This window comes from Agrobacterium rosae, assembly GCF_002915175.1.
GTDB classification, from domain to species: Bacteria; Pseudomonadota; Alphaproteobacteria; order Rhizobiales; family Rhizobiaceae; genus Agrobacterium; species Agrobacterium rosae.
Genome location: NZ_NXEJ01000012.1, coordinates 129,520 through 150,894, shown reverse-complemented (window position 1 = coordinate 150,894; position 21,375 = coordinate 129,520). Strand labels below are relative to the sequence as shown.

Here is a 21,375-nt window from a genome sequence, read left to right as displayed (position 1 = left end):
TATCAAAGAAACAAACAGACCTCCGCCTTTGGCTTGTGAGAAGCGGAGGTTCAGCCTTGACGATTGTCAGAACGTCTTTTTGAGGGTGAATGTGACGTTGCGCGGCGCACCGAAATTGCCCGTGGCATAGGTCTCATCGAAGCTGCTGTAATATTTTTCGTTGAACACGTTGTTCACGTTTAAGCTGGCAGTGACACCCTTGTCGAAATCATACTTGGCCATCAGACCGACAACAGCATAGGAATCTTGAACTGCTGTTCCCGACGCCGGCCAGGACCAAGTGTTGAATATCTTGCTTTGCCAGGAGAGGTTCCCGCCCACGGTAAGACCTGTGTTTGGCACGTGGTATGTCGTCGCGAGGCGGATCATGTTCTGGGGAATAACTGTCGAAATTCTTTGTCCATCTGCGTCTTCGGTGCGGCTGTGGGTAAAACCGCCACCCAGTTGCCAACCCGGTAGAACCTCTCCCGACACTTCAAGTTCGATGCCTTTGGTCACCGCACCGTCAATGGTCCTGTAAGGGTTGGATCCATCTGGCAGTATGAGAGAGACGCTGCGGTCTCTCGTGGCCAGATTGTCCTGCTTGACGTAGAACCCGGCCAAAGACACGTTCAACTGATCGTCGTAAAACGCACCCTTGAGGCCAGCTTCGAAGTTGGAACCTGTCGTGGGATCGATGATGGCGTTGTTCTTGTCTCGATAGGACTGCTGTTTGAAGATGCTCGTGTAGCTGCCATAGACAGACCAGTTATCATCAAGATCGTAGACAAGACCAGCATAGGGTATCCACTCCCCGTTCCTTTTCGAACGCTGGCTGGTTGTCACACCCGAATTAAAATCCTCGGTGTCGAATTTATAATCGTAGAAAACCACACGGCTGCCGGCGATCAGCGAAAGATCGTCTGTCAGGCTGAACTTGCCACTGCCATAGATGCCAGTTTGGTTGATCTTGGTAAGGGAACGGAATGAGAGATCACCTTGATAGGGCGTAAGATCAAAATCACCACTCCAGTCGAAAATGCTGCCCGGAAGTGGTGAGTAGTCGAAACTTGAGCCAAATGCTTGATGGTCGTCCTGGCCGAATGTGCTTGTCACGCCAAAGCGAAGGTCATGTTGGCGGCCGAGAAATTCGATGGGGCCTTCGACATAGGCATTGATCGCATGTTGCGTCGTTGTCGTATCCGGAAAGCCGCCGAGCATTTGGGCACCGGTTCCGTCGTCATTGATGACGCCCCAGGATGCAGAAGCAAGCGCCCCCCACCGCTTCGCGCGATAGTAAGAATATTCCGAGTGGAGTTTCCAGCCGTTATCGAACTCATGATCGATACGCGCGAAATGTGTCCTAAAATCTTGATTATAGGGAAGATTGCCACCTCCTGGATTAAAGGAGTTGTCGTAATCAACGAGCGATCCGTCCGTATGGAAAAGCGGAAAACCACCAAACTGGGTGTCGTGTGACTTCCGGCGTTGATAATCAGTTCCAACGGTGAGAGTGGTACTCTCTGCGATATCAGCCTCAAGAACACCATAAACCGTCCCTTCCCTCAGTCCATAGCGGTCAAGATAGGAATTGCCATCCTGGAGGCTGGACACGAAACGGCCGCGCACAGACCCTTCCTTGTTTAGAGGACCGCTGACGTCCAATTCGGAACGATAGGTCGCCCATGATCCGGCGCTCCCCGAGACATATCCCTGAAACGTATCGGTCGGGAGCTTTCTCACAAGATTGATAGTGGTGGACGGATCGCCCGCACCTGCCATAAGACCTGTCGCACCGCGAAGGACTTCCACACGGTCGTAGAGAACCATATCCGACACGCTCGGTCCTGAGCCATACTGGATGCGGTACCATGTCGGCACACCATCGATCAGCCAGGTGGGGTTGGAAAAGCCACGCGCGTACACGTTCGTCCGCTCGGAGTCCATCTGATGAACGGTGATGCCCGGTGTTTGGTTCAGAACTTCTGCGATAGTGGTGAGGTTCTGATCTTCCATTTTCTGCCGGGTGATGATTGTGACAGACTGCGGTGTTTCCCGCAGTGAAAGAGGCAACCCGGTCGCCGTGCTGGTTTGCGACGCCGTATAAGAACCTGTGCCTTCAGTCGACGTTCCCCGTCCCGAAACAACAATCGGCTCCAAGATTGTTGCACCGGTTGCAGTAGTTTCGTTCTGTTCTCGCGACGAAGCAACCAGAGCTGCAGTTTTAGAGCCCGCCAACCGCATTGTTATACCGGTGCCAGCCAACAATGTCCGAAGTGCCAGCTCAGGTGGCAACTTGCCGGTCACAACTGTTGAGCGTTTTCCGGATACGGCCTCCGACGTGAAACTGACATCCCAGTCGCTGGTACGCATGAAAGCAGACAATGCCGCGGCCAGAGGCTGCGCCTGTATGTTAAAATTGACGAGTTGATCGGTTTGCTGAGCATACGACACAGTTGCGGACCCTGCTCCAAGCGTCGCTAAGACTGTGGATGAAATCAGCGCCGACACAAGGTGTGACGCGCAACGTCCTTTTCTCGCCTTCCCGAGCTTTGTTAACAAACCGCCCTTTGAAGCATTCCCCGTCATTCCCACGTCCCTCTCAACAAAACAAAGGGACCAAAATAATCCTACTCGGTGGGTCCCTATAGTGAGGACACCCCGCGAAGATCAATCTCACAAAAAAAGTTGATATTTTAGCGAAGGATTAAAATTCCGCCGGGAATTCGGGTCACGGACGCGCCAACCGTCGTCGCTAGTGAGCGAATGGCGCGCTCGGGATCATTCACCCTATACCGACCATTGACCTTCACGCCGTCATACGCACCGTTTGCGATTACGACGGAGTAACCGTAGTACCGGGAGAGCTCATGAACGACAGATTTAAAAGGCCGATCCTGAAACGCGACTTGGCCTTTAAGCCAAGCGAATGCTACCGAGCTATCAATAGAATGGGCAGGCAAAATTGAGGTTGCAGTCGCAACAATTGCCTGACCCGGATCGAGATCAGCTCTATCGCTCAAATCAGACGGTCGGCGAACCTCAACATGCCCACGTTCAAGAGTAACCAGGTCTTGATTATCGTCGCTTCGAACGGAGAATGCCGTACCCTTGACCTCGACCTTGGAGAATTCGGCTGCCACGATAAACGGGTGGGAAGGATCATGGACGACGTCGAAATAGGCCTCGCCCTTCAATAGCTGAACCGAGCGTGCGCCATTCTTAAAATCTAGTGCAATCGCGGTGTTGGTGTTCATTGTCACCTTTGACCCATCGGGAAGGTTCACCTCACGCTGATCGCCGGCAGCGGTTAAGTAATCCGCTTCCCAACGGATGCTGAGACTTGGATATTGCTGAAGGCCGATTGTTACAAGGATGGCAGCCGCTATCGCGGCGATCCAGCCAACGATTTTCTTCTTCGGTTGCTTAAACTCCACCACATTCACAGGAGGTGGAGTTATAGTGGCTTTTGCGAGATTGTGAGCGACCTCGGTGGCTTCGGGAATGTCCCACGCCGCAGCCACAGCTTGGAATTTACTGTTGTTCGCGGGCGCTTCTCTACGCCAAGCTTCAAATCGGTCGCGCAAAACTCGATTGTCCGGATCGGCTTGAATCAGAAAGAACCAATTCAAAGCAGCATCCATGACAGGGTCCGGATGCACATATCCCTGGGTATCGCCGGTAGTGGTCGGTCGATCGTGTCCCACTCAGTTCCATCCTATTCGAGGGGTTGCGAAAGTAACGGCCTTATACATGAGACAGTTGCCCATCATAAATCTCACAAAAATAGTCTGTCGACACGGACGCCTGCTACCCATTGTCAATTTTTACCATGGCTTCCATACAATGGGCGTGCGCCATTTTAAGGTCGTTGAACACGGTGTTAGGGGACACACCGAGGTGCGCTGCAATTTTTGGGTATGGCCACTTTTCGACTTTACTCAGCATCCAGACAGTTTGTGCGCGGTGTGGGAGTTGCCTGATCGCCTCTTCCAGATGTGACAACCGCTGGCGATGGATGAGTGCTGTTTCTTGTGATGGAAGAGGTGAGGCAACATTTTCGAGATCACTCTCGGAGACATCATTCCGCTCTATTCCGCCGCGCAATTGATTGCTACGCCTGTAATTGATAGCAAGATTCCGCGCTGTTCTATAGAGAAAAGCCTCAATATGCTCGACGGCTCCGGTCTCGACTGCGCGACTGACCCTGACAAATGCTTCCTGTGCCACATCTTCTGCCGCTTGGTCGTCCCGAACAATCCGCATGATTGAGTAAATCAAAGCCCTACGGTTGCTCAGGAATATCTCAGTGAAGCTCGCGCTCACGTGCAACCTCTCGATGGTAATATCATTGTCTGAAACTGATCGAACAGAAGCAATAACGTACCGGCATTCTTGCTCGCCACGTGCCAATCATTTTAGCGGGTTCAGTTTGATGAAACAATAGTGGAGTTAATTTATCATATTAAACAAAGAGAAGTTAAGCGTGCGCCTTGACAGGATTCGAACCTCACTTGCCTTTCTTACTTCCTGGATTGTATAGGAAAAACGATGTCCTGATCGACGAGTACATTGAACTTGTAGCCAGGACGAATTTCGAGCGTGGGCTGAACATCCATGTTCCGTTGGATGGTACGATCAGCAACCCGCCCAAAGGTTTCTGCGAAATTCCGCCGCGTCGCATCCGAGGCCGTGTCCTGGGTCGCGAGCGTCGAACTTTCCGGAACGGCCATATCGATACCTGTCCCGATCAGGGCGACCAGCACCGCCGAGCCGAATGTTTTCAAATAATGGTTGTTCACCTTGTCGCTGAAACCGCCGTACCCTTGCGCATCTGTCCCCGACATGCCGCCGATCTGCAAAGTCGAGCCGTTCGGGAAAATGATGTCGGTCCAGACAACGAGCACGCGCTTCTGTCCGAATGACACTTTGCTATCGTAACGGCCGAACAGCTTCGTTCCTTGCGGAATGAGCAGACGTTGGCCTGTCGCGCTGTCGTAAACGCTCTGGCTCACCTGGGCGGTGATCCGCCCCGGCAGATCTGAATTGATGCCAGTGATCAGTGTTGCCGGAATGACCGAACCGCGCTTCAGCTCGAAGGGCGATTGTTGGGGCACGACACGGTTCGGCAGGTAGCCAAGCTCTTTCAGGTCGGCGTTAAAAAAGTCCTCCTTGGCGCCTTGTGCATTGGGATCAACATTTTGACCACCGAGCCCGGCGCGGAGCGCCGCTGCATAGAGATCGGGGGAGCTTCCGGTGTTTGTCGGAACTGTCGCGGCTCTTGCAGCCGCGTCTGCGGTCGCTTCATGCGTTTCAGCACGCCCATCCAATTTGCCGCGATCGATGGCAAGCGGCGCATCATAGGCAGCGTTGTTCGCCTGCAGCCTGGCCATTCGCTGGCGCTGCTGCTCCCGCATAACCTGCTCCTGCTGTTCCCGCTTCAGCCGGGCTCGCCAGACCGCTTCCGCTTCGAGGTCCTGGCCGCGCTGCTGCACCTCGCGTTGCCCTGGCTGCGGCGTGAAGGGATTGCTGGCTTTTTCGTCGTCTTGTTTCGTCTCGATCGGCGTCGGCTGGAAAACCGTCTGCTGCTGCGGCTCGCCGATAATACCATCGGTGACGCCGCGTTTGATCTGTTCGGCGAACGTCGAGGCGGGGTTGCCCGAACTTGTCTCCGGGCCGGTGTCCTTGCCGAAGTACAGGCCGCGCGAGGCGAGCCCAAAAAAGATAACGCCAAGAAACGTGAGTGCCAGAACGATGACGACGACGATCGGCAGACGGTTGATCCGCCGGATAGTGGATGGGGCCTGGCTGTTTTGCGCCCCGCCTAGATTGAGAGATTGCACTATATGACCCTCCCTCACCCGCGCCGCATGAGCGACAAGGCGCTCGCGGGCGTCGCGCCACTTGCCGTGACTGAATAAGCGCGGCCGAGCTCGACGCTATTTGTCGATAGACGGGCCAGCGCCTGACCATCGACAGTCAAGATCACATAGGCGAGCGGGATGACCGTCGCGCCGCCACCCGTCTTCTGGTCGGTGACGACAGCATAACCCCATCCCTTGAGCGCAGCTTCCAGCGCCTGGCCGAAGGGCGAGGTATCAGTCTTCAGCGCGACGGTTGCCTTTCCTGGACCGATCTGTTCGGCAAGACGGCTCACCAGATCGCCGGCGATGGCGCTGGCTGCGGGGCCGGAGATTTCCGGCGGCGCGCTGCTGGAGGCGAGCTCTTCTGTTCCGGTCGACTGGCATCCGGAAAGAAGGGCGGCTAGGGCGCAGGTTGCGGCAAAATTGCGGAGGCGTTGCAAGAGGCGCGAATGGGAGAGAGGGATGTTCATTACCGCCCTCCCCGCTTGATGGTGATCTTTTCCTGTTTCCAACCGACCCCCGACACGAGCACCGCGCGATCGACATGGTAATCGACGACCATCATGTCGCCCTTCATCCGATAGTTGACGATCCGGTTCTGCCCGCCTGAGGTGACGAAAAGAACAGGCGCATCCTGGCCGGAGATCGAGCGTGGAAACTGGATGTAGGTCTTGAGCCCATCGGAATAGACCCGCGTAGGCCGCCAGCCGGCGTTGCCCGAGACCGAATAGGAAAAGTTCAGCTGCTCGGCGGGGACGCCTGCGCCTGGGATGGTGGTCGTCTCGATCCGGGCGTTGATGTCGGCCAGCTTCGCCGAAACATCCTCCGGATATTCGAAGCCGACACGCGCCATATACTGCGTCGAGTGGGACTTGAGCTGAATGTGATAGGTACGCCTGGACGTCGTCACCACCATTGAGGTCACAAGACCAGGCTCCGACGGCTTGACGATCAGATGGATGGCCTGACCGCCGGTAGCACCTGAGGTCGCCGGTTCGACCTTCCAGCGCACGGTGTCACCGACCAGAACGTCGCGGACCACCTCGCCGCCCTGCAATTCAATGTCGCAAACCTGTAGCGGCGAGCAGACGACGGAGGGCTGCACCTCGCCGTAGAGGAAGATCACCTTGCCGTCGGCGCCCTTGGTCACTAAGCCACGCGAACCCCGCCATTGTGTGGAAATACCCATGCCTTTTGCTTCGTTGGCGGTGACGCCATCGGCCGCAAAAGCCTGTAGAGGAGCGACCACTGAAGACGCCAAAATTGCCAAGGCGAGAGCGCCCGTCAGCGTGGCCCGTGTTCTTGTGCGCAAGATGATCATATGCGGGGCCATGCCTTTCAAAGCTGTGCTGTCCAGTCGAAGTCGCGGAGATAAAGACCGATGGGGTTCAAGCGAATGACGCCCTCGTCCTGCGGCGGCGTCAGGGTCACTGTGACAATGCCGCGGAAACGGCGGACGGCGGTTTCCTTGCCGCGCCTGTCACGCTCGAACTCGGTCCAGTCCATCTGGTAGCTCTGGTTCGAGAGCGCGACGATATTGTTCACCTCGATGGCGACCGTCGAGTTCTTCGCTTTCTCGAACGGCGAGTTCGAGCGGAACCAGGCATTGACCTTCTCAGTCGCCGGATCGGATGTCCTCAGCAGCCCATAGGTTCTGTCGATATATTGCTTCTGCACGACAGCATCCGGCGTGACGCTGCGAAAGTTGGAGACGAAGCTGCCGAGGGTCGCACGCACCACGCGCGGATCGGCATATTCGATCTGTTGGGGAAAGCCGGCACTGACGGCCGTGCCGAGCTTGTCGACCTCGACGATATAGGGAACGAGCTTGACCTGGGTGCTCTGGTACAGTGCGTAGCCAAAGCCGATCACGGCCATGGTCATGCCGGCGATGCCGACGATGCGCCAAGCGGCGGCGGATCTGACATAGGAGCCATAACGCTCGTTCCATTCGTTGCGGGCGGCGATATAGGGATTGGCAAAATCGGGATTATCGAGCGGATTGGGCCCAGTCATGGCGGATCGGCCTCCAGTTATTTGGTCTCGTTAAGGGGCGGCGGTGGAGGCGGCGATGCGGTACGACCCGGCTGCTGGTCGAGTTTGGCATTGGCAAGCCCGAGCAGCGAACCGGCATAGGCGCCGGGCGATCCGACCGCCTTGTCTTTCGCGGCCGAACCGACGGCGCCTGCCGCACCGCCGATGCCTGCCTCCATGCCACGCATGGCGGCACTACCGACGGACGCTCCCCCTGCCCTTGCCGCGCCTGCTGCCTGAAATCCTCTGCTGGCTGCCGTCGTCGCCAAAAAGCCAGCGCCGGCCGCAAAGGATGCGGCCTGGCCCCCATGGCGGATGGCTTCCATGCCACCGGAAACGGACGCACCCTGGACAACCCCTTGCAGGATTGGCGGCACATACATGGCAATGACGAAGACCACGACCGATATGCCGGCGATCGCCAGCGTCGTGATGAACTGTTCTGACGTGGCTGTTGGGGCCTCTGCCAGACCGACCAGGATGTCGGAGCCGATCTTGGCAATCATCACCAGCGCCATGAGCTTCATCCCGACGGAAAAGGCGTAGACCAGATATTTGATGGCAAAATCCTTGGTATAGGACGTACCGCCCAATCCGAGCATGATCATGCCGGCGAGCAGCCCGACATACATTTCCACCATCACCGAGACGAAGATGGCAGCGACAAGCGAGAAGCAGACGACAACCACGACCATGGCGAAGACGGCGGCGATCGCCAGGGCGTTGTCTTCCCAGAGGCCGAACTTCGCCTGTTCGGACATTTTGGTCGCAACGCGAATTCCGGCGTCGAAAATGTTGGCGGGAGAGGCCGACCCGCCGCCAGCACCAATCTGGTAGAGGCTGTCGACGACCGCCTTAGCGAACTCGGGGCCCTGCTCAAGGATGAAGGCAAACAGCCCGATGAACATGATGCGCTTTACCAGCTCGGCAAACCAGCTGTCGAGCGAGGCAGCATTGATCGCCAGCCATACGGCGGCGATGCCGACCTCGATGCCCGCCAGGATCCAGAACAACGACCGCGCCGCATTCATGACCGTCGTCTCCCAGCCTTTGGCTGCGGCAACGACGGAATTCTCCACAGTCGTCAGAACTTGACCCTGCTGCGCCAGAGCGGGCGTGCTCGTGATCAGGATAAGGCCGATCGCGACGAAGGCAAGCTCCACGCGCCGGGAGAGATGAACGATCACCATCTTGGCTTCATCTCCTGGCCGCCGCGAATGTCGTGCTCGGTGTTGCCGCCAAAGAACTTCTCCCGGTGAGCCCGGCGGTCTGCATCGGATACAGATTGCGGTGACGCTTCGCCCGCGCCAGACAGGCGCGCCGGGGACGGCTGCACGATCCACCTGGCCACGCCGATACCGGACGCGATGATCCCCACGACGGCAAGGATGATAACAAGGCGCGGGCTCACCAGCGGGGCTCCATCGTCTGCCCACCGCGGATGTCATGCTCGCTTCCGCTGAAGAATTGTTCGCGGCGCGCCTGGGCGAGATCCTTTTGCGCCTGCTCCGACTGGAACCAGGTGCCCATCATCGTCATCTGCTGGGAAACCAGGCCCCGTAGCTTTTGCATCTGCGCGACCTGTTGGGCGGCGATCTGGTGTCCGACCTGCAGCGCCTTCATCTGCCCGTCGGCCGATTCCGACATCGACCGCAGAGACGACATCGTGCCTTCCTCGCTTGAGAACTGGTCCGCCGTCAGGTTTGCGGCCTTGAGGGAACCGGCGATCGTATCGCGGTTGGTGTCGGACCAATTCTGATAGGTGGACGAGAAGCCGGCTCCATCAGGCAGATTGCTCTTCATGTCGGCAAAGCTCTGGAAACGTTGCTTGAGCACATCGTCGATATTGCCCATCGAGAAGGCGACGCCCTGCCCCTGCTCCACGACGTTCTGCAGGTTCTTGAGATCGTTCTCGACCTGACCCCAGATGTGGCTTGGCAGTTGCGCTGTGTTCTGCAGCATGTTGTTGTAGATGTTGATCTGGTTCTGTATCTGCTCGGCAAGCTGCGAGATCTGGGTAATCTGGTTGTTGACCTGCTCGGCCGACTTTCCGACCAGCGAAATCAGTTCTGTATTGTTGGCGATCTGTGTCCATTCGGTCGCCTGGCCCGCCACGCCGCCGGCTTGAGCTGAAACCGGAAACACGATGGGGAGAATGATGGCCGCCATGGCAGTGGCACAGGCGATGTTATTCGACTGGGAAAAGTGTCTCGGCATGGGCGATCCCCCTCTGCTGGAGCCAAGGACAAGGCCACGCGGCCCCGTGTTCGGAGTGCAGGCTGCGAATTTGCTTCAGATCTTCCTTGCCCGTCGCCCCGACGAAAGAGAGCGCGACCGGACCGAGCGCCATGTTGAAGAGCCTTCGGCCCTCCGGTGAGACGACGTAATATTCGCGCTTGGGAATAGCGGTCGCGACGATCTCGATCTGCCGTTCATTGAAGCCGATGCGCTCATAGAACTCACGCGTGCCCGGTTCGCGTGCCGCGCCATTTGGGAGGCAGATTTTCGTCGGGCAGGATTCCTTCAGAACGTCGATGATCCCTGATCGCTCCGCATCCGAGATGGACTGGGTGGCGAGCACAACGGCGCAATTGGCCTTTCGCAGCACCTTCAGCCATTCGCGGATCTTGTCCCGAAACACCGGATGACCGAGCATCAACCAGGCCTCATCAAGGATGATCAAGCTGGGTGCGCCGGTCAGGCGTTTCTCAATGCGGCGAAACAGGTAAGATAGTACAGGAACGAGATTACGCTCGCCCATGTTCATCAGCTCCTCAACCTCGAAGCACTGGAACGCGCCAAGCGCCAGACCGTCTTGCTCGGCATCAAGCAACTGACCCATCGGTCCGTCGACGGTGTAGTGATGCAGTGCATCCTTGATCTCTCGCATCTGCACGCCGGAAACGAAGTCCGACAGCGAGCGGCCACGGGATTCCGCCATCAGTGCGATCTGCCGGGAGATGGCGTTGCGATAGTCCGGGGTGATGGTCACACCTTGCAGCGCCACCAGCATCTCGATCCACTCGGATGCCCAGGCGCGGTCGCCGTCGGTCGACAGTTCTGCGAGCGGGCAGAAGGAGAGCGCCTTCACCTCACCATTTGCCGAAGAGCCGATATCGCCGCCGATCGGGTAGTGATCGCCATCGAGGCCCAGCGTCAGCGGCAGCATCGAGCCGCCCTTGTCGAAGGCGAACACCTGGGCATCGGCATAACGCCGGAACTGCGCCGCAATCAGCGCCAGCAGCGTCGATTTGCCAGAACCGGTCGGCCCGAAAATCAGAGTGTGTCCGACATCATCGACATGCAGGTTCAGCCGGAACGGCGTGGAGCCAGACGCCACTTGCATCAGGGGTGGCGAGGCCGGCGGATAGAACGGGCAAGGCGCGTTCGGACTGCCCGACCAAACGGAGTTCAGCGGGATGAGGTCGGCGAGATTGCGCGTGTTGATCAGCGGCTCGCGGATATTGGCGTAGGAGACCCCGGGTAGGCTACCCAGAAAGGCATCCGTGGCATTCAACGTTTCGATCCGGGCGCCAAAACCTTCGGCTTGGATCAGCCGGCGGATCGCCTCGCACTTTTCCTGGAGCCGGACCGCATCTTCTTCGAAGATGACGATGACCGGCGTGTAATAGCCATAGGCGACGAGCTGCGAGGAGGCTTCGGCAATGGCGTCCTCGGTTTCCGCCACCATCATCATGGCGTCCTGATCGACCGAGCGTGACTGCGTCTGGAACAGCTGGTCGAAGAACGGCCGCACCTTCTGCTGCCACTTCTTGCGGGTGCGTTCGAGCCTTGCCCGTGCTTCTTCGGCGTCGAGGAAGACGAAGCGGGAAGACCAACGATAGGTGAGCGGCATGCGGTCGAGCGTGTTGAGAATTCCTGGCCAGCTTTCGGCTGGCAGACCGTCGATCGCCACTACACCAAGAAAGCGGTTCTCGACCATTGGAGTCAGGCCATGTTGCAGCTCGGCGGTCGCCAGCCAGTCGAGATACATCGGGATGTCCGGCAGGCGAACCGGATGGTTCTCGCCGGTGACGCAGAAGCGAATAAACTGGAACAGCTCGTCGTAGCGCGCGACGCGATAGCCGCCGCGCTCCGGCGTCTCCCGTGTCATCATCCGGCGGATCGAGACGACATTGGCGAAATACTGTTCGACCTCGCGGATCGAGGTGAGGAAACTCTCGAGTGCCTTGTCGGCATAGGTGGCGGAGCGGCTGGCCGCATCGGAATAGATATACCGCGTCAGGCCGGAGCGCCGCGGCTCCGGCGGCCGCCAGGTCAGGATCAGAGCGTGCCGGCTTTCGAAATGCCCCCTTTCCGTCTGAAAGTGCACTCGTCGCTCATCATCGATGGCGCGCGTGACCGGATCGGGAAAATGGGATTCACCCACAGTCGGATATTCGCCGGTTGGCACCCTGATGGCCTCGACCTGGATCATCCATCCCGAGCCAAGCCGCGACAGGATGGCGTTGATCTGTCGCGACACCTCGTTGCGTTCAGCGTCCGTCGAGCTCTCGCTATCCGGCCCGGCAAAATACCAGCCGGCCATCAGCGAGCCGTCCTTCAACAGGATGACGCCGTTATCGACCAGGCCGGCGTAAGGCACTAGATCGGCGAAGGACGGCCCGGAATGGCGGAACGATTTGAGGGCAACCATCTCAGTCCCTCAGAACTTGCGCCACGTCGACGACGTCGCGCGATAAGACGTCTTGTAGGAGATGTGGCGGAGATAGACCCGGCGCATCAGCGGATCGGATTTGGCCATCATGCGGAGTGCCGCCACGACGACCAGCCAGATCGCAATGCCGAACAGTGCCGCGTACCAGGTCAGGACAACGAAGATCAGGATGATGGCGGCCAGCGCCGTCAGCAGCACGAGCTCGCGGTCGGCGCCCATCAACAGGTTTGGGCGCGATAGCGCCCTGTGTACCCGCGACCGCGCAAGAGAAGATCCGGCCTCAGCCATGAGCCCCCTCCCCCGCTATGGCCGGCGTCGCCTTCGGTTCGGAACTTCCTTGCTCGGCCTGTGCGTGGCCCTCGCCGATCGAGGCGCCGGTCGCACCGAAGAGAGCGACGATCTGGGTGGCTCCGAGGAGTACCCCGCCGACCAGTGCGACATAGCAAAGCCGTCTCGCGAAATCGTTCAGCTCGCCGCCGAAGATCAGCATGGCGCCGGCGATGGCGACAGCGGCCAGCGCGATAAACCCGGCGACAGGCCCGGTGATCGATTGCTGGATCTGTTGCAGCGGTGACTCCCAAGGAAGGCCTCCTCCACCCGCCGAAGCGAGCGCCGGTTCTGCTAGGCCAACAGAGACGGCGGCCAGTGCCGCACAGGTGAGAAGAATATTGATTTTACGCGACATGGCTGTCCTCATCGATCTGGGCATAATGTTCGGTCTGGTAGCGGCCGTTGCGGTATCCTTCGATGTGGATGACCTCGCGAACCCGCCTCCCCTTTCCCGTTCGTTCTATAGAAACGACGAGATCGACGGCTTCGCCGATCACCTCCTGCATCGGCTGCTGGCTGGCTTCCGCCGTCAGGTGCTCGAGCCGGCGCAGGGCTGACATCGCCGTGTTGGAATGGATCGTTGTGACGCCGCCTGGGTGGCCGGTGTTCCAGGCCTTGAGCAGCGTCAGTGCCGCGCCATCGCGGACCTCGCCGACAATGATTCGGTCGGGTCGCAGACGCATCGTGCTCTTTAGCAGGCGCGCCATGTCGATGGTGTCGCTGGTGTGAAGCGACACGGCATTTTCGGCCGCGCATTGGATCTCTGCCGTGTCTTCGAGGATGACCATCCGATCGTCCGGGGCAGCAGCCACGATCTCGGCGATGATGGCGTTGGCGAGCGTCGTTTTGCCCGACCCCGTGCCACCGGAGATGACGATGTTCATACGAGCGTCGATCGCGCTTCGAATGGCCGATGCCTGGGCTTCGGTCATCGCCTTCGACATCACAAACTCTGTCAGTGGAATAAGGCGTGACGCGCGCCGGCGGATCGTGAATGCTGGTCCGGAGACCACCGGTGGCAATATGCCCTCGAAGCGGTGCCCACCAATCGGAAGTTCGCCAGATACAATCGGCCGCTCGTCGTCGGCCTCCGACTGCAGGGCATGCGCAACACTGCCGATGACAACTTCGGCTGCGGCGGTGCTCATTGCGCCGGCCGATGCCACGCCGTGCCCTAGACGTTCGATGAAAAGGCGGCCGTCTGGATTGAGCATGATCTCCACGACGGTTGCATCGTCGAGCGCGATGCAGAGTTGGTCGCCGAGTGCGTCCTGCAGTTTGCGGACGAGGCGGGGATGAGAGCGGAGCTGGGTCACGCAGCACTCCGGATCTGACGGCTGTGATCTTCGGCGGCGATCGAGCGGTAGCCATGCGGGCAAACTCGTTCAAAACTTTCCCGATTTGCTCGCAGGGTTCCGGCGACGGCCACCGTGTTGCCGATCGCCACGGGATCGCCAAGTCGTTTCATCGGCCATCCGGCCCGATTCAAGATCCGCTCAAAACGGAGATCTGTTGCAGTTACGATCTCGTCGTAACCATTCCTCATCGACCAATCGATGATCCCGGCGAACATTGTAAGTGTCGCGTAGTGGATCTGGCCCCCTACCCTTCCTTTGGGCAAGGATGTGTCGACGCAGAAGCGGGAGCTTTCAACCATATGGGAAGAAGCTCTTATTGAACCGGTTGCGAGCAACTGCGGAAACGTCCGCACCAGCATGGTCGGACCTATCGCCGGAAGCAGACGAGCGGAACCGACGACCCTCTCTTCGTCTGTGACCGCTAGAATGTATGTCGGGCCGAGACTGTCGTACTCGTCTTCCTCTGCGCCATCAGTAATCGAGACGTCCCAGCCCAGACGTTGGCGAAAAACCACGCAGCGTAAGCGATGCATCTCTCTCAGAAGGTGTGAATGAACCGCATATCGGTTAGGGGGAACGGTCAAAACCTGCATGTTGATCTCCGCTTAGTGGGCATGAGGGAAGAAAATCATGTCACTCGGGATTTGCAAATGTGCAGAACTGCACCGGATGATTCTGTTAAATCTCGCCCGGGACCCAGAGTCGAAAGGGCAATAATCAATTGTTAATGGGAAAGACGTGTGCAAATCTGCACGTCGGTTTCGCCCTCGGGCGTTTAGAAAAGTGATGTAAATATCTGTTTATCAACACGAAAACCACTGGCATGTCTAGCAGGCCGTCACCTATCGTTAAAGATTGATTAACCTAAAACCTCTTGCCCAGAATTCCGAATCGGAGCTAACTACGAGTGGCGGAACTTTAGCTGTTTCGCGAAAAATATCGCCGATGGCAGAAAATGGGTTTTGAAATGGCGAAGACCGCCTCTAAGGCACCGTCCGTGGTTGAGGGACTGACATCGTTGATGGAGCGTCACGCTGACGCTCTGTCGACCCAGTTGCAGGCACATCACCTCAAGATATTCCCTCCGACAGCCGAGAAGGGGATACGGACATTTGCACCTTCGGAAGCCGCGAAGCTTCTGGGTGTTGGTGAATCCTATTTACGGCAAACTGCGTCGGAGATGCCAGAGCTCAACGTCGGAACAAGTCCAGGTGGCCGGCGCATTTTCTCGATTGAAGATATCCACGCGATTCGCAAACATATGGATCAGGGCCGCGGTAGCCGGCGCTATCTTCCTCATCGCAGAGATGACGAGCAGCTTCAGGTCATTTCCGTCATGAACTTCAAGGGCGGTTCTGGCAAGACGACGACCGCTGCGCACCTTGCTCAGTATCTCGCAATGCGTGGCTATAGAGTACTCGCTATCGATCTTGATCCTCAGGCAAGCTTATCAGCTCTGTTCGGCAGCCAGCCGGAAACAGACGTCGGGCCGAACGAAACCCTATACGGCGCGATCCGCTATGACGAGGAACAGGTGCCGATCGAACAGGTCGTACGGGGTACATATATTCCTGACCTCCACCTCATTCCAGGTAATCTTGAACTCATGGAGTTTGAGCATGACACGCCTCGCGCTCTGATGAAACGCAAAGAGGGCGATACGCTTTTCTACAGCCGTATCAGCCAGGTTATTGAGGATATCGCTGATAATTACGATGTCGTGGTGATCGATTGCCCGCCACAACTGGGATACCTCACCTTGTCGGCGCTGACTGCCGCCACGTCAATTCTTGTCACCGTGCATCCACAGATGCTCGACGTCATGTCGATGAACCAGTTTCTGGCGATGACGTCCAATCTTCTGCGGGAAATTGAAAACGCCGGTGCCGAATTCAAGTTTAATTGGATGCGATATCTGATCACGCGCTTTGAACCGAGTGATGGGCCACAAAACCAGATGGTCGGATACTTGCGGTCGATCTTTGGAGAAAACGTACTCAATTTTCCGATGCTCAAGACGACGGCTGTATCGGATGCAGGTTTGACCAATCAGACGCTTTTTGAAGTCGAACGCAGCCAGTTTACACGGTCAACCTACGACCGCGCACTGGAATCCATGAATGCAGTCAATGGTGAGATTGAAGCCTTGATCAAGACTGCATGGGGAAGAACATGAGCAGAAAACAGATCCTTGGCGTTTCTACAGAAGCAACTGATAGCCAATTCCCCGAAGCGCGGACGTCAAAGAACCGTCCAATGCCGCTTTTGGGTGTTGAGCGCAAAGAGCGAGATCCTTCGAAGAAACTGACGGCGAGTATTGGAAACGCCCTACGTGAGCAAAACGAACGGCTGACCCGTGCAGAAGATATAGAACGCCGACTTGCTGAAGGCCAGGCGGTCATTGAGCTGGATACAGATGCAGTTGAACCGTCGTTTGTCCAAGACCGAATGCAAGGTGAAATTGATGGGTTAATTTCATCGATTAAGGAGCAAGGCCAGCAAGTCCCGATTCTGGTTCGCCCTCATCCTGATCACTCTGATCGTTATCAGGTCGCTTTCGGGCACCGCAGATTGAGAGCAGTCTCGGAGTTAGGACTGCGGATCAAAGCTGTCGTGCGTGATCTGACAGATGAACAGCTGGTCGTCGCACAGGGTCAGGAAAACAACGAACGTGAAGATCTAACCTTTATTGAGAAGGCACGCTTTGCGCATAAGTTAAACAGCCAGTTTTCGCGCGATGTCGTCATAGCTGCACTTTCGATCGACAGAAGCAATTTGTCAAAGATGATCCTGCTGATTGATGCCCTCCCCCCTGAACTTGTTGATGCAATCGGGGCTGCTCCCGGGATTGGTCGGCCGAGTTGGCAGCAATTCGCAGAGCTGTTTCAGAAAATATCGTCGCCGAAAGATGCCATCGATTATGCGGTCTGTAAGGAAGTCCAATCTCTCCCATCTGCCGACCGGTTCAAGGCGGTGGTGGCAAAGCTGAAGCCCGCACGCACTGCACGCGGAGTTCCAGAGGTCATGGCGACGCCTGATGGAGATAGGCTTGCTCAGGTAAGCAAAAGCAAGAGCAAGCTGGAAATCATTATCGACAGGAAGACGACGCCGGAATTTGCGGCCTTTGTGCTCGAACAATTGCCGAGACTCTTCCAAGAGTATCGTGCCGAAGCGAAAACGAAACACGGAGACTAAGCGGTAAAGAAAAAGGCCCCAACGGTTGCCCGTGGAAGCCCTTCTCGATGTCTAAGCAACTAGAGAATCGCATTTCCACGAATCCACGTCAAGAGTTTTTGGCACCGATTTGGTGAGCTGATTTCTTTTGCCTTTTGAAAGGTGAGAGACGATGCAGACTGGGAATATAACGACGCCCTTTGGGCGGCGGCCGATGACGCTTGCCCTCGTGCAGAGACAGTCGGCCACGGCCAATATAAAGCCGGGCAAAGCAGCGGATAAGTGGAAAATTTTGAGAGATGCCTCAGCTGCAATGAGTTTGTTGGGTGTGCAGTCTAATAGTCTCTCCGTCCTTGATGCGCTGTTGAGTTTCTATCCCGAAACAGAACTGCGGCAAGATGCCAGTCTGATTGTTTTTCCGTCAAACCTTCAGCTAGGTCTTCGAGCACATGGCATGGCTGGCGCTACGTTGCGTCGACACATTGCGGTCTTGGTCCAAGCGGGCCTTATCACTCGAAAGGACAGTGCGAATGGCAAGCGCTTTGCGCGGAAGGACAGCAACGGGGAGATTGATACTGCTTACGGCTTTGATTTGTCGCCCTTGCTGGCGCGTTCCGAAGAGCTCGCGGTCTTAGCCCAGACAGTGATTGATGAGCGAACGGCGTTCAAAAACGCAAAGGAAGCCCTGACTGTGTGCCGCCGGGATGTTCGCAAATTGATTTCTGTCGCGATTGAGGAAGACGTTGAAGGAGACTGGCAAGCAATAGAGGCTGTGTATGTCGCCCTTGTCGCCCGGATTCCGCGAAAGGCTACGCGAGAAAACCTGATGCAATTGCTCGAGGAGATGAAGGCACTGCAGGCCCGAGTGGTGAAACATATGGAAACTAACGGAAATACACGAAATAAGAGCGCCAATGACGCTCAAATCGAGCGTCACATACAGAATTCAAATACCAACTCCCTTAATGAACTTGAACCTTGCTCCGAAGAAGAGCAGGCCGGAAAGCTGGATGCTGGATCTGAAACGGAAAGCCTGCCGAAAGCTAATCGGAATAGAGAACAACTAAAGGCGTTCCCCCTGTCTATGGTTCTGAGGGCCTGCCCGATGATAAACGACTATGGGCCGGGTGGGAAAATATCCAACTGGCGGGAGTTGATGACGGCTGCGATCGTTGTGCGATCAATGCTGGGAGTGAGCCCATCGGCCTACGAACAGGCTTGTGCGGCAATGGGGCCGGAAAATGCTGCGGTGGCGATTTCCTGTATTTTGGAGCGGGCGAATTTCATCAATTCACCAGGTGGATATCTTCGTGATCTGACGAAGCGGACGGAGCGTGGTGAGTTTTCACTTGGGCCAATGGTCATCGCATTGCTGAAGGCAAATGGTGAAGGTAATCTTCAAACTGCGTGACCATATAACGAACTATAGCTGGTATTCGTCAACCACCTCGTCGCCTCCGGTTTTGGGCAGCCACTCATGCGTAAGCGACCCAACCTCGGAAGCTGAATGCCTGATAGAACTGCGCAATTCCGGTGAACCCGGCATGTCGTAGATTGGCTTCTTCTTGCTCCGGAGAGGAAATGAAGAGACGCTCTTTCATCGCAATTCTGGCAGCATCCGGCTTGTCCCTATGTATTTCTGCCTTCGCGCCGAATGCGATGTGTCGGTCTATCCAAAGCGAGCGGTCCGGCTCGCGCTGAGAGATGCTGATATGAGCGAGCACAAAGGGTGATCCTGGATGCAGACGTCGGCTGATACCATGAAGCGCTGCTGCCCGCTCCTCAAATGAGAGGTGATGGAATACCAGAAGGCAGACCGCCCCATTGAAGGGACCATCGGGGGCAGACGAGATGTCGCACTGGTGGAATCCGATCCGCCCTGCAGCGCTGGCTGTTGTCTCTTTTGCCAACATGAGCATATCAGTTGAGGGATCAATGCCATCAAATGACCATCCACGGTGTTGCTCAGCCAGTGCTTTCAGTTCAAGGCCTCCACCTGCCCCGACAACAAGCACCCGTCCATCTCCTGGAACGCGTTCCGCCAGAAGCTGACCCGTCATTCGATGGAGACAGTCCAGACCAGGCACATTACGCATTGCACCTTCAATATATCTTTCATGTTGCCCGTCGAACTTAGCCATGGGAGATTGCACCGAACATCAACGACCGGTGTGCATTGACGCCTGCCAGACTCCCATCTCCCACAGCCAAAGCAACAGACGCCATAGGACGTGCGGCGTCTCCACAGGCAAAGACACCCGGAATGGAAGTCTGCTTCATCGCATCAGTCTTGATAGTAGAGCCAAGAGGTCCCTGCTCCATGTCGAGGCCAAGCTGCTGTAGAATTGGGGTTGCGACTTCAAAGGGAGCAAGAGCGAACAAGCCGGAAAAGGAAATGGTCCTACCGTCGGCAAGCAGGACGTCGGCGTGACCTTTGATGGACTTAATACCGACGCGCTCAACGATGACGTCGCGAGCTGCGAGACGTGCAAGCTGTTCCGGGTTGGGCTCGAAGGAGTCGTTAAGGAGTAGAGTTGTCGGACCCCAATCAGGAAGCATCAACGCATGGTGCATGGAAAGCTCAGAGCCAGCGATAACGCCAATCTTGCCCTGGTTCAATTCGTATCCATGGCAGTACGGGCAGTGGAACACACTTTTACCCCAGCGCTCCGCCAAGCCATCGATTTTAGGAAGATTATCTTTCACACCAAGAGCCAGGATCAGGAAGCGCGATATGTGACGGGTTTCTCCAACCATGATTTCAAATGAGAGGTCTTGCGAACTCGCCTCCCCTTTTTGTTGTACAGCATCTGCACGACCAGCCAGCCATTCTACAGTGCTGTACCTCATTACCTGAGCACGAGCTTCTGCAGCTAATATAGCCGGATCGGTACCGTCTTGAGTGATGAAGCCGTGGGAATGCGGAGCGAAACGGTTTCGCCTGAGGCCTTCATCGATGATCAGTACCTTGCGCCGAGCGCGACCAAGCTGCATCGCGGCCGACAGTCCGGCATAACTCCCGCCAATGATGATGACGTCGTAAATGGTGTCGCTCATAAACTTTCTCCCGTTTCATGTAACAACATAAGTACCGTGATAGTGGCTTGTCAATACTCATGATACTCCGATTGTATCGTAAGAGCGCTTCGTGCTACTGTTGTCGGGCAATCATGGAAAGAAGGAAAAGATATGAGGCAAGACAGTCGACTTTCTCGCATGCTCCACGTCTTGATCCACATGGGACGCCATGATGGAGCGATGACGTCCGACGTGATCGCGCAGATGCTGGACGCCAATCCTGTTGTAATCCGTCGCACAATGGCAGGGCTGCGCGACGAGGGATATGTAAGCTCAGTAAAGGGTCATGGCGGCGGCTGGACTTTGGCGCGTCCACTTGCGGAAATTACCCTCCTCGACGTTTACCGTGCCGTGGGAGAACCTTCCATATTTGCGGTTGGCCCCGCCTACGACATGCCTGGATGCCTCATCGAGCAGGCTGTCAATGGGACGTTGAAGGATGTGTTCTGCGAGGCAGATAAACTTCTGCGGAAGAGGTTTGCGGAAATGACACTTGCTGACGTGGCAAAAAGTTTCACCAAGATTAGCGAGCATACTAGCAGTGCGCGCTGCGGGCCTTAAGTAGCTTGCACCTGAGATGGCGTGTGGACCCAGTGCGGAGCTTAGGTCGACATTAGATGCCTAAGACGTCGAAACTGATAGCCTTATCGATACATCCAAAATTGGCGTTAGTCGTTTCAAGCAGATTTAGGAAGTCGACCACCCAACAATTGATCCAGCAGGCCTGCATCGTTGGTCCGCAAACTCGTTCGACCGAACCGAAATAATCCTCGGCAAAATGACGACATTATTCCGCTCACTTAGGTCGATTTCTTAGAGTAAGATTGTCAAAACATTCTCACCCCTCCCCCTCCCCCTCCCCCTCCCCCTTCCCTTCGCG

Annotated in this window: 21 protein-coding genes; 4 read left to right on the top strand and 17 right to left on the bottom strand. The window is 56.6% G+C overall.

The window, feature by feature from the left end; all coding sequences use genetic code 11:
- Positions 1-66: 66 nt before the first annotated feature.
- From CPJ18_RS23450 to traI, 15 genes are all read right to left on the bottom strand, one after another.
- The gene (locus tag CPJ18_RS23450) at positions 67-2,568 is read right to left on the bottom strand and encodes a TonB-dependent siderophore receptor (RefSeq protein WP_103660209.1); all 2,502 of its coding nucleotides are present in this window, start codon (positions 2,566-2,568) and stop codon (positions 67-69) included.
- A 107-nt stretch (positions 2,569-2,675) separates the two neighbouring features.
- The gene (locus CPJ18_RS23445; protein WP_103660208.1) at positions 2,676-3,623 is read right to left on the bottom strand and encodes a FecR family protein; all 948 of its coding nucleotides are present in this window, start codon (positions 3,621-3,623) and stop codon (positions 2,676-2,678) included.
- Between the two features lie 166 nt (positions 3,624-3,789).
- Entirely contained in the window at positions 3,790-4,305 is a 516-nt protein-coding gene (locus tag CPJ18_RS23440) for an RNA polymerase sigma factor (protein ID WP_103660207.1), read from the bottom strand.
- 197 nt (positions 4,306-4,502) lie between these two features.
- On the bottom strand, positions 4,503-5,825 hold the full coding sequence (gene trbI, locus CPJ18_RS23435) for an IncP-type conjugal transfer protein TrbI (RefSeq protein ID WP_103660335.1): 1,323 nt from the start codon (positions 5,823-5,825) through the stop codon (positions 4,503-4,505).
- Between the two features lie 11 nt (positions 5,826-5,836).
- Positions 5,837-6,313 carry a conjugal transfer protein TrbH gene (gene trbH / locus CPJ18_RS23430; protein WP_077122584.1) on the bottom strand — a complete coding sequence of 159 codons (477 nt, stop codon included), beginning with the start codon at positions 6,311-6,313 and terminating at the stop codon, positions 5,837-5,839.
- Positions 6,313-7,164: a P-type conjugative transfer protein TrbG gene (trbG, locus tag CPJ18_RS23425; protein ID WP_103660206.1), complete on the bottom strand. Its 852-nt coding sequence runs from the start codon at positions 7,162-7,164 to the stop codon at positions 6,313-6,315. Before trbG ends, trbH begins: the two co-directional genes overlap by 1 nt.
- Positions 7,165-7,181: 17 nt before the next feature.
- Positions 7,182-7,859: a conjugal transfer protein TrbF gene (locus CPJ18_RS23420; RefSeq protein WP_103660205.1), complete on the bottom strand. Its 678-nt coding sequence runs from the start codon at positions 7,857-7,859 to the stop codon at positions 7,182-7,184.
- Positions 7,860-7,876: 17 nt separating this feature from the next.
- Positions 7,877-9,067: a P-type conjugative transfer protein TrbL gene (gene trbL / locus CPJ18_RS23415; protein ID WP_103660204.1), complete on the bottom strand. Its 1,191-nt coding sequence runs from the start codon at positions 9,065-9,067 to the stop codon at positions 7,877-7,879.
- A complete protein-coding gene (gene trbK / locus CPJ18_RS23410; protein WP_103660203.1) occupies positions 9,061-9,288 on the bottom strand; it encodes an entry exclusion protein TrbK in 228 nt (75 codons plus the stop codon). The genes trbL and trbK overlap by 7 nt, the downstream gene beginning before the upstream one ends.
- The gene (trbJ, locus tag CPJ18_RS23405; RefSeq protein WP_245445474.1) at positions 9,285-10,046 is read right to left on the bottom strand and encodes a P-type conjugative transfer protein TrbJ; all 762 of its coding nucleotides are present in this window, start codon (positions 10,044-10,046) and stop codon (positions 9,285-9,287) included. Before trbJ ends, trbK begins: the two co-directional genes overlap by 4 nt.
- A gap of 19 nt (positions 10,047-10,065) precedes the next feature.
- Positions 10,066-12,534: a conjugal transfer protein TrbE gene (locus CPJ18_RS23400; RefSeq protein ID WP_103660201.1), complete on the bottom strand. Its 2,469-nt coding sequence runs from the start codon at positions 12,532-12,534 to the stop codon at positions 10,066-10,068.
- Positions 12,535-12,543: 9 nt separating this feature from the next.
- On the bottom strand, positions 12,544-12,843 hold the full coding sequence (locus CPJ18_RS23395) for a conjugal transfer protein TrbD (RefSeq protein ID WP_077122579.1): 300 nt from the start codon (positions 12,841-12,843) through the stop codon (positions 12,544-12,546).
- On the bottom strand, positions 12,836-13,240 hold the full coding sequence (trbC, locus tag CPJ18_RS23390; RefSeq protein WP_077122578.1) for a conjugal transfer pilin TrbC: 405 nt from the start codon (positions 13,238-13,240) through the stop codon (positions 12,836-12,838). Before trbC ends, CPJ18_RS23395 begins: the two co-directional genes overlap by 8 nt.
- Positions 13,230-14,201, bottom strand: a complete 972-nt coding sequence (gene trbB, locus CPJ18_RS23385; protein ID WP_103660200.1) for a P-type conjugative transfer ATPase TrbB — start codon at positions 14,199-14,201, stop codon at positions 13,230-13,232. The genes trbC and trbB overlap by 11 nt, the downstream gene beginning before the upstream one ends.
- Entirely contained in the window at positions 14,198-14,836 is a 639-nt protein-coding gene (gene traI / locus CPJ18_RS23380; protein WP_103660199.1) for an acyl-homoserine-lactone synthase, read from the bottom strand. The genes trbB and traI overlap by 4 nt, the downstream gene beginning before the upstream one ends.
- Before the next feature lie 374 nt (positions 14,837-15,210).
- On the opposite strand from traI, the gene repA reads away from it, so the two are divergent.
- The 3 genes from repA (at position 15,211) to repC (ending at position 18,828) form a co-directional block, all read left to right on the top strand.
- The gene (repA, locus tag CPJ18_RS23375) at positions 15,211-16,419 is read left to right on the top strand and encodes a plasmid partitioning protein RepA (protein ID WP_080803875.1); all 1,209 of its coding nucleotides are present in this window, start codon (positions 15,211-15,213) and stop codon (positions 16,417-16,419) included.
- Positions 16,416-17,438 carry a plasmid partitioning protein RepB gene (gene repB / locus CPJ18_RS23370; protein WP_103660198.1) on the top strand — a complete coding sequence of 341 codons (1,023 nt, stop codon included), beginning with the start codon at positions 16,416-16,418 and terminating at the stop codon, positions 17,436-17,438. The genes repA and repB overlap by 4 nt, the downstream gene beginning before the upstream one ends.
- Positions 17,439-17,589: 151 nt before the next feature.
- The gene (gene repC / locus CPJ18_RS23365; RefSeq protein ID WP_103660197.1) at positions 17,590-18,828 is read left to right on the top strand and encodes a plasmid replication protein RepC; all 1,239 of its coding nucleotides are present in this window, start codon (positions 17,590-17,592) and stop codon (positions 18,826-18,828) included.
- A gap of 64 nt (positions 18,829-18,892) precedes the next feature.
- On the opposite strand, the gene CPJ18_RS23360 is transcribed toward repC, so the two are convergent.
- Together CPJ18_RS23360 and CPJ18_RS23355 are read right to left on the bottom strand one after the other, a co-directional pair.
- A complete protein-coding gene (locus CPJ18_RS23360) occupies positions 18,893-19,477 on the bottom strand; it encodes a class I SAM-dependent methyltransferase (protein WP_103660196.1) in 585 nt (194 codons plus the stop codon).
- Between the two features lie 73 nt (positions 19,478-19,550).
- On the bottom strand, positions 19,551-20,474 hold the full coding sequence (locus CPJ18_RS23355) for an NAD(P)/FAD-dependent oxidoreductase (RefSeq protein WP_103660195.1): 924 nt from the start codon (positions 20,472-20,474) through the stop codon (positions 19,551-19,553).
- Positions 20,475-20,606: 132 nt separating this feature from the next.
- On the opposite strand from CPJ18_RS23355, the gene CPJ18_RS23350 reads away from it, so the two are divergent.
- Complete coding sequence (locus tag CPJ18_RS23350; RefSeq protein WP_103660194.1) at positions 20,607-21,056, top strand: Rrf2 family transcriptional regulator; 450 nt, start codon at positions 20,607-20,609, stop codon at positions 21,054-21,056.
- The last annotated feature ends 319 nt before the right edge of the window (positions 21,057-21,375 follow it).

Coding starts and splice junctions, on each gene's coding strand:
- repC (WP_103660197.1), top strand. CDS start 17,590: ATGCAGACTGGGAATATAACGACGCCCTTTGGGCGGCGGCCGATGACG.
- CPJ18_RS23355 (WP_103660195.1), bottom strand. CDS start 20,474: ATGAGCGACACCATTTACGACGTCATCATCATTGGCGGGAGTTATGCC.
- CPJ18_RS23400 (WP_103660201.1), bottom strand. CDS start 12,534: ATGGTTGCCCTCAAATCGTTCCGCCATTCCGGGCCGTCCTTCGCCGAT.
- trbJ (WP_245445474.1), bottom strand. CDS start 10,046: ATGGCGGCCATCATTCTCCCCATCGTGTTTCCGGTTTCAGCTCAAGCC.
- CPJ18_RS23395 (WP_077122579.1), bottom strand. CDS start 12,843: ATGGCTGAGGCCGGATCTTCTCTTGCGCGGTCGCGGGTACACAGGGCG.
- trbG (WP_103660206.1), bottom strand. CDS start 7,164: ATGATCATCTTGCGCACAAGAACACGGGCCACGCTGACGGGCGCTCTC.
- trbL (WP_103660204.1), bottom strand. CDS start 9,067: ATGGTGATCGTTCATCTCTCCCGGCGCGTGGAGCTTGCCTTCGTCGCG.
- repA (WP_080803875.1), top strand. CDS start 15,211: ATGGCGAAGACCGCCTCTAAGGCACCGTCCGTGGTTGAGGGACTGACA.
- CPJ18_RS23445 (WP_103660208.1), bottom strand. CDS start 3,623: ATGGATGCTGCTTTGAATTGGTTCTTTCTGATTCAAGCCGATCCGGAC.
- CPJ18_RS23450 (WP_103660209.1), bottom strand. CDS start 2,568: ATGACGGGGAATGCTTCAAAGGGCGGTTTGTTAACAAAGCTCGGGAAG.
- repB (WP_103660198.1), top strand. CDS start 16,416: ATGAGCAGAAAACAGATCCTTGGCGTTTCTACAGAAGCAACTGATAGC.
- traI (WP_103660199.1), bottom strand. CDS start 14,836: ATGCAGGTTTTGACCGTTCCCCCTAACCGATATGCGGTTCATTCACAC.
- CPJ18_RS23420 (WP_103660205.1), bottom strand. CDS start 7,859: ATGACTGGGCCCAATCCGCTCGATAATCCCGATTTTGCCAATCCCTAT.
- CPJ18_RS23360 (WP_103660196.1), bottom strand. CDS start 19,477: ATGACGGGTCAGCTTCTGGCGGAACGCGTTCCAGGAGATGGACGGGTG.
- trbH (WP_077122584.1), bottom strand. CDS start 6,313: ATGAACATCCCTCTCTCCCATTCGCGCCTCTTGCAACGCCTCCGCAAT.
- trbC (WP_077122578.1), bottom strand. CDS start 13,240: ATGTCGCGTAAAATCAATATTCTTCTCACCTGTGCGGCACTGGCCGCC.
- CPJ18_RS23350 (WP_103660194.1), top strand. CDS start 20,607: ATGAGGCAAGACAGTCGACTTTCTCGCATGCTCCACGTCTTGATCCAC.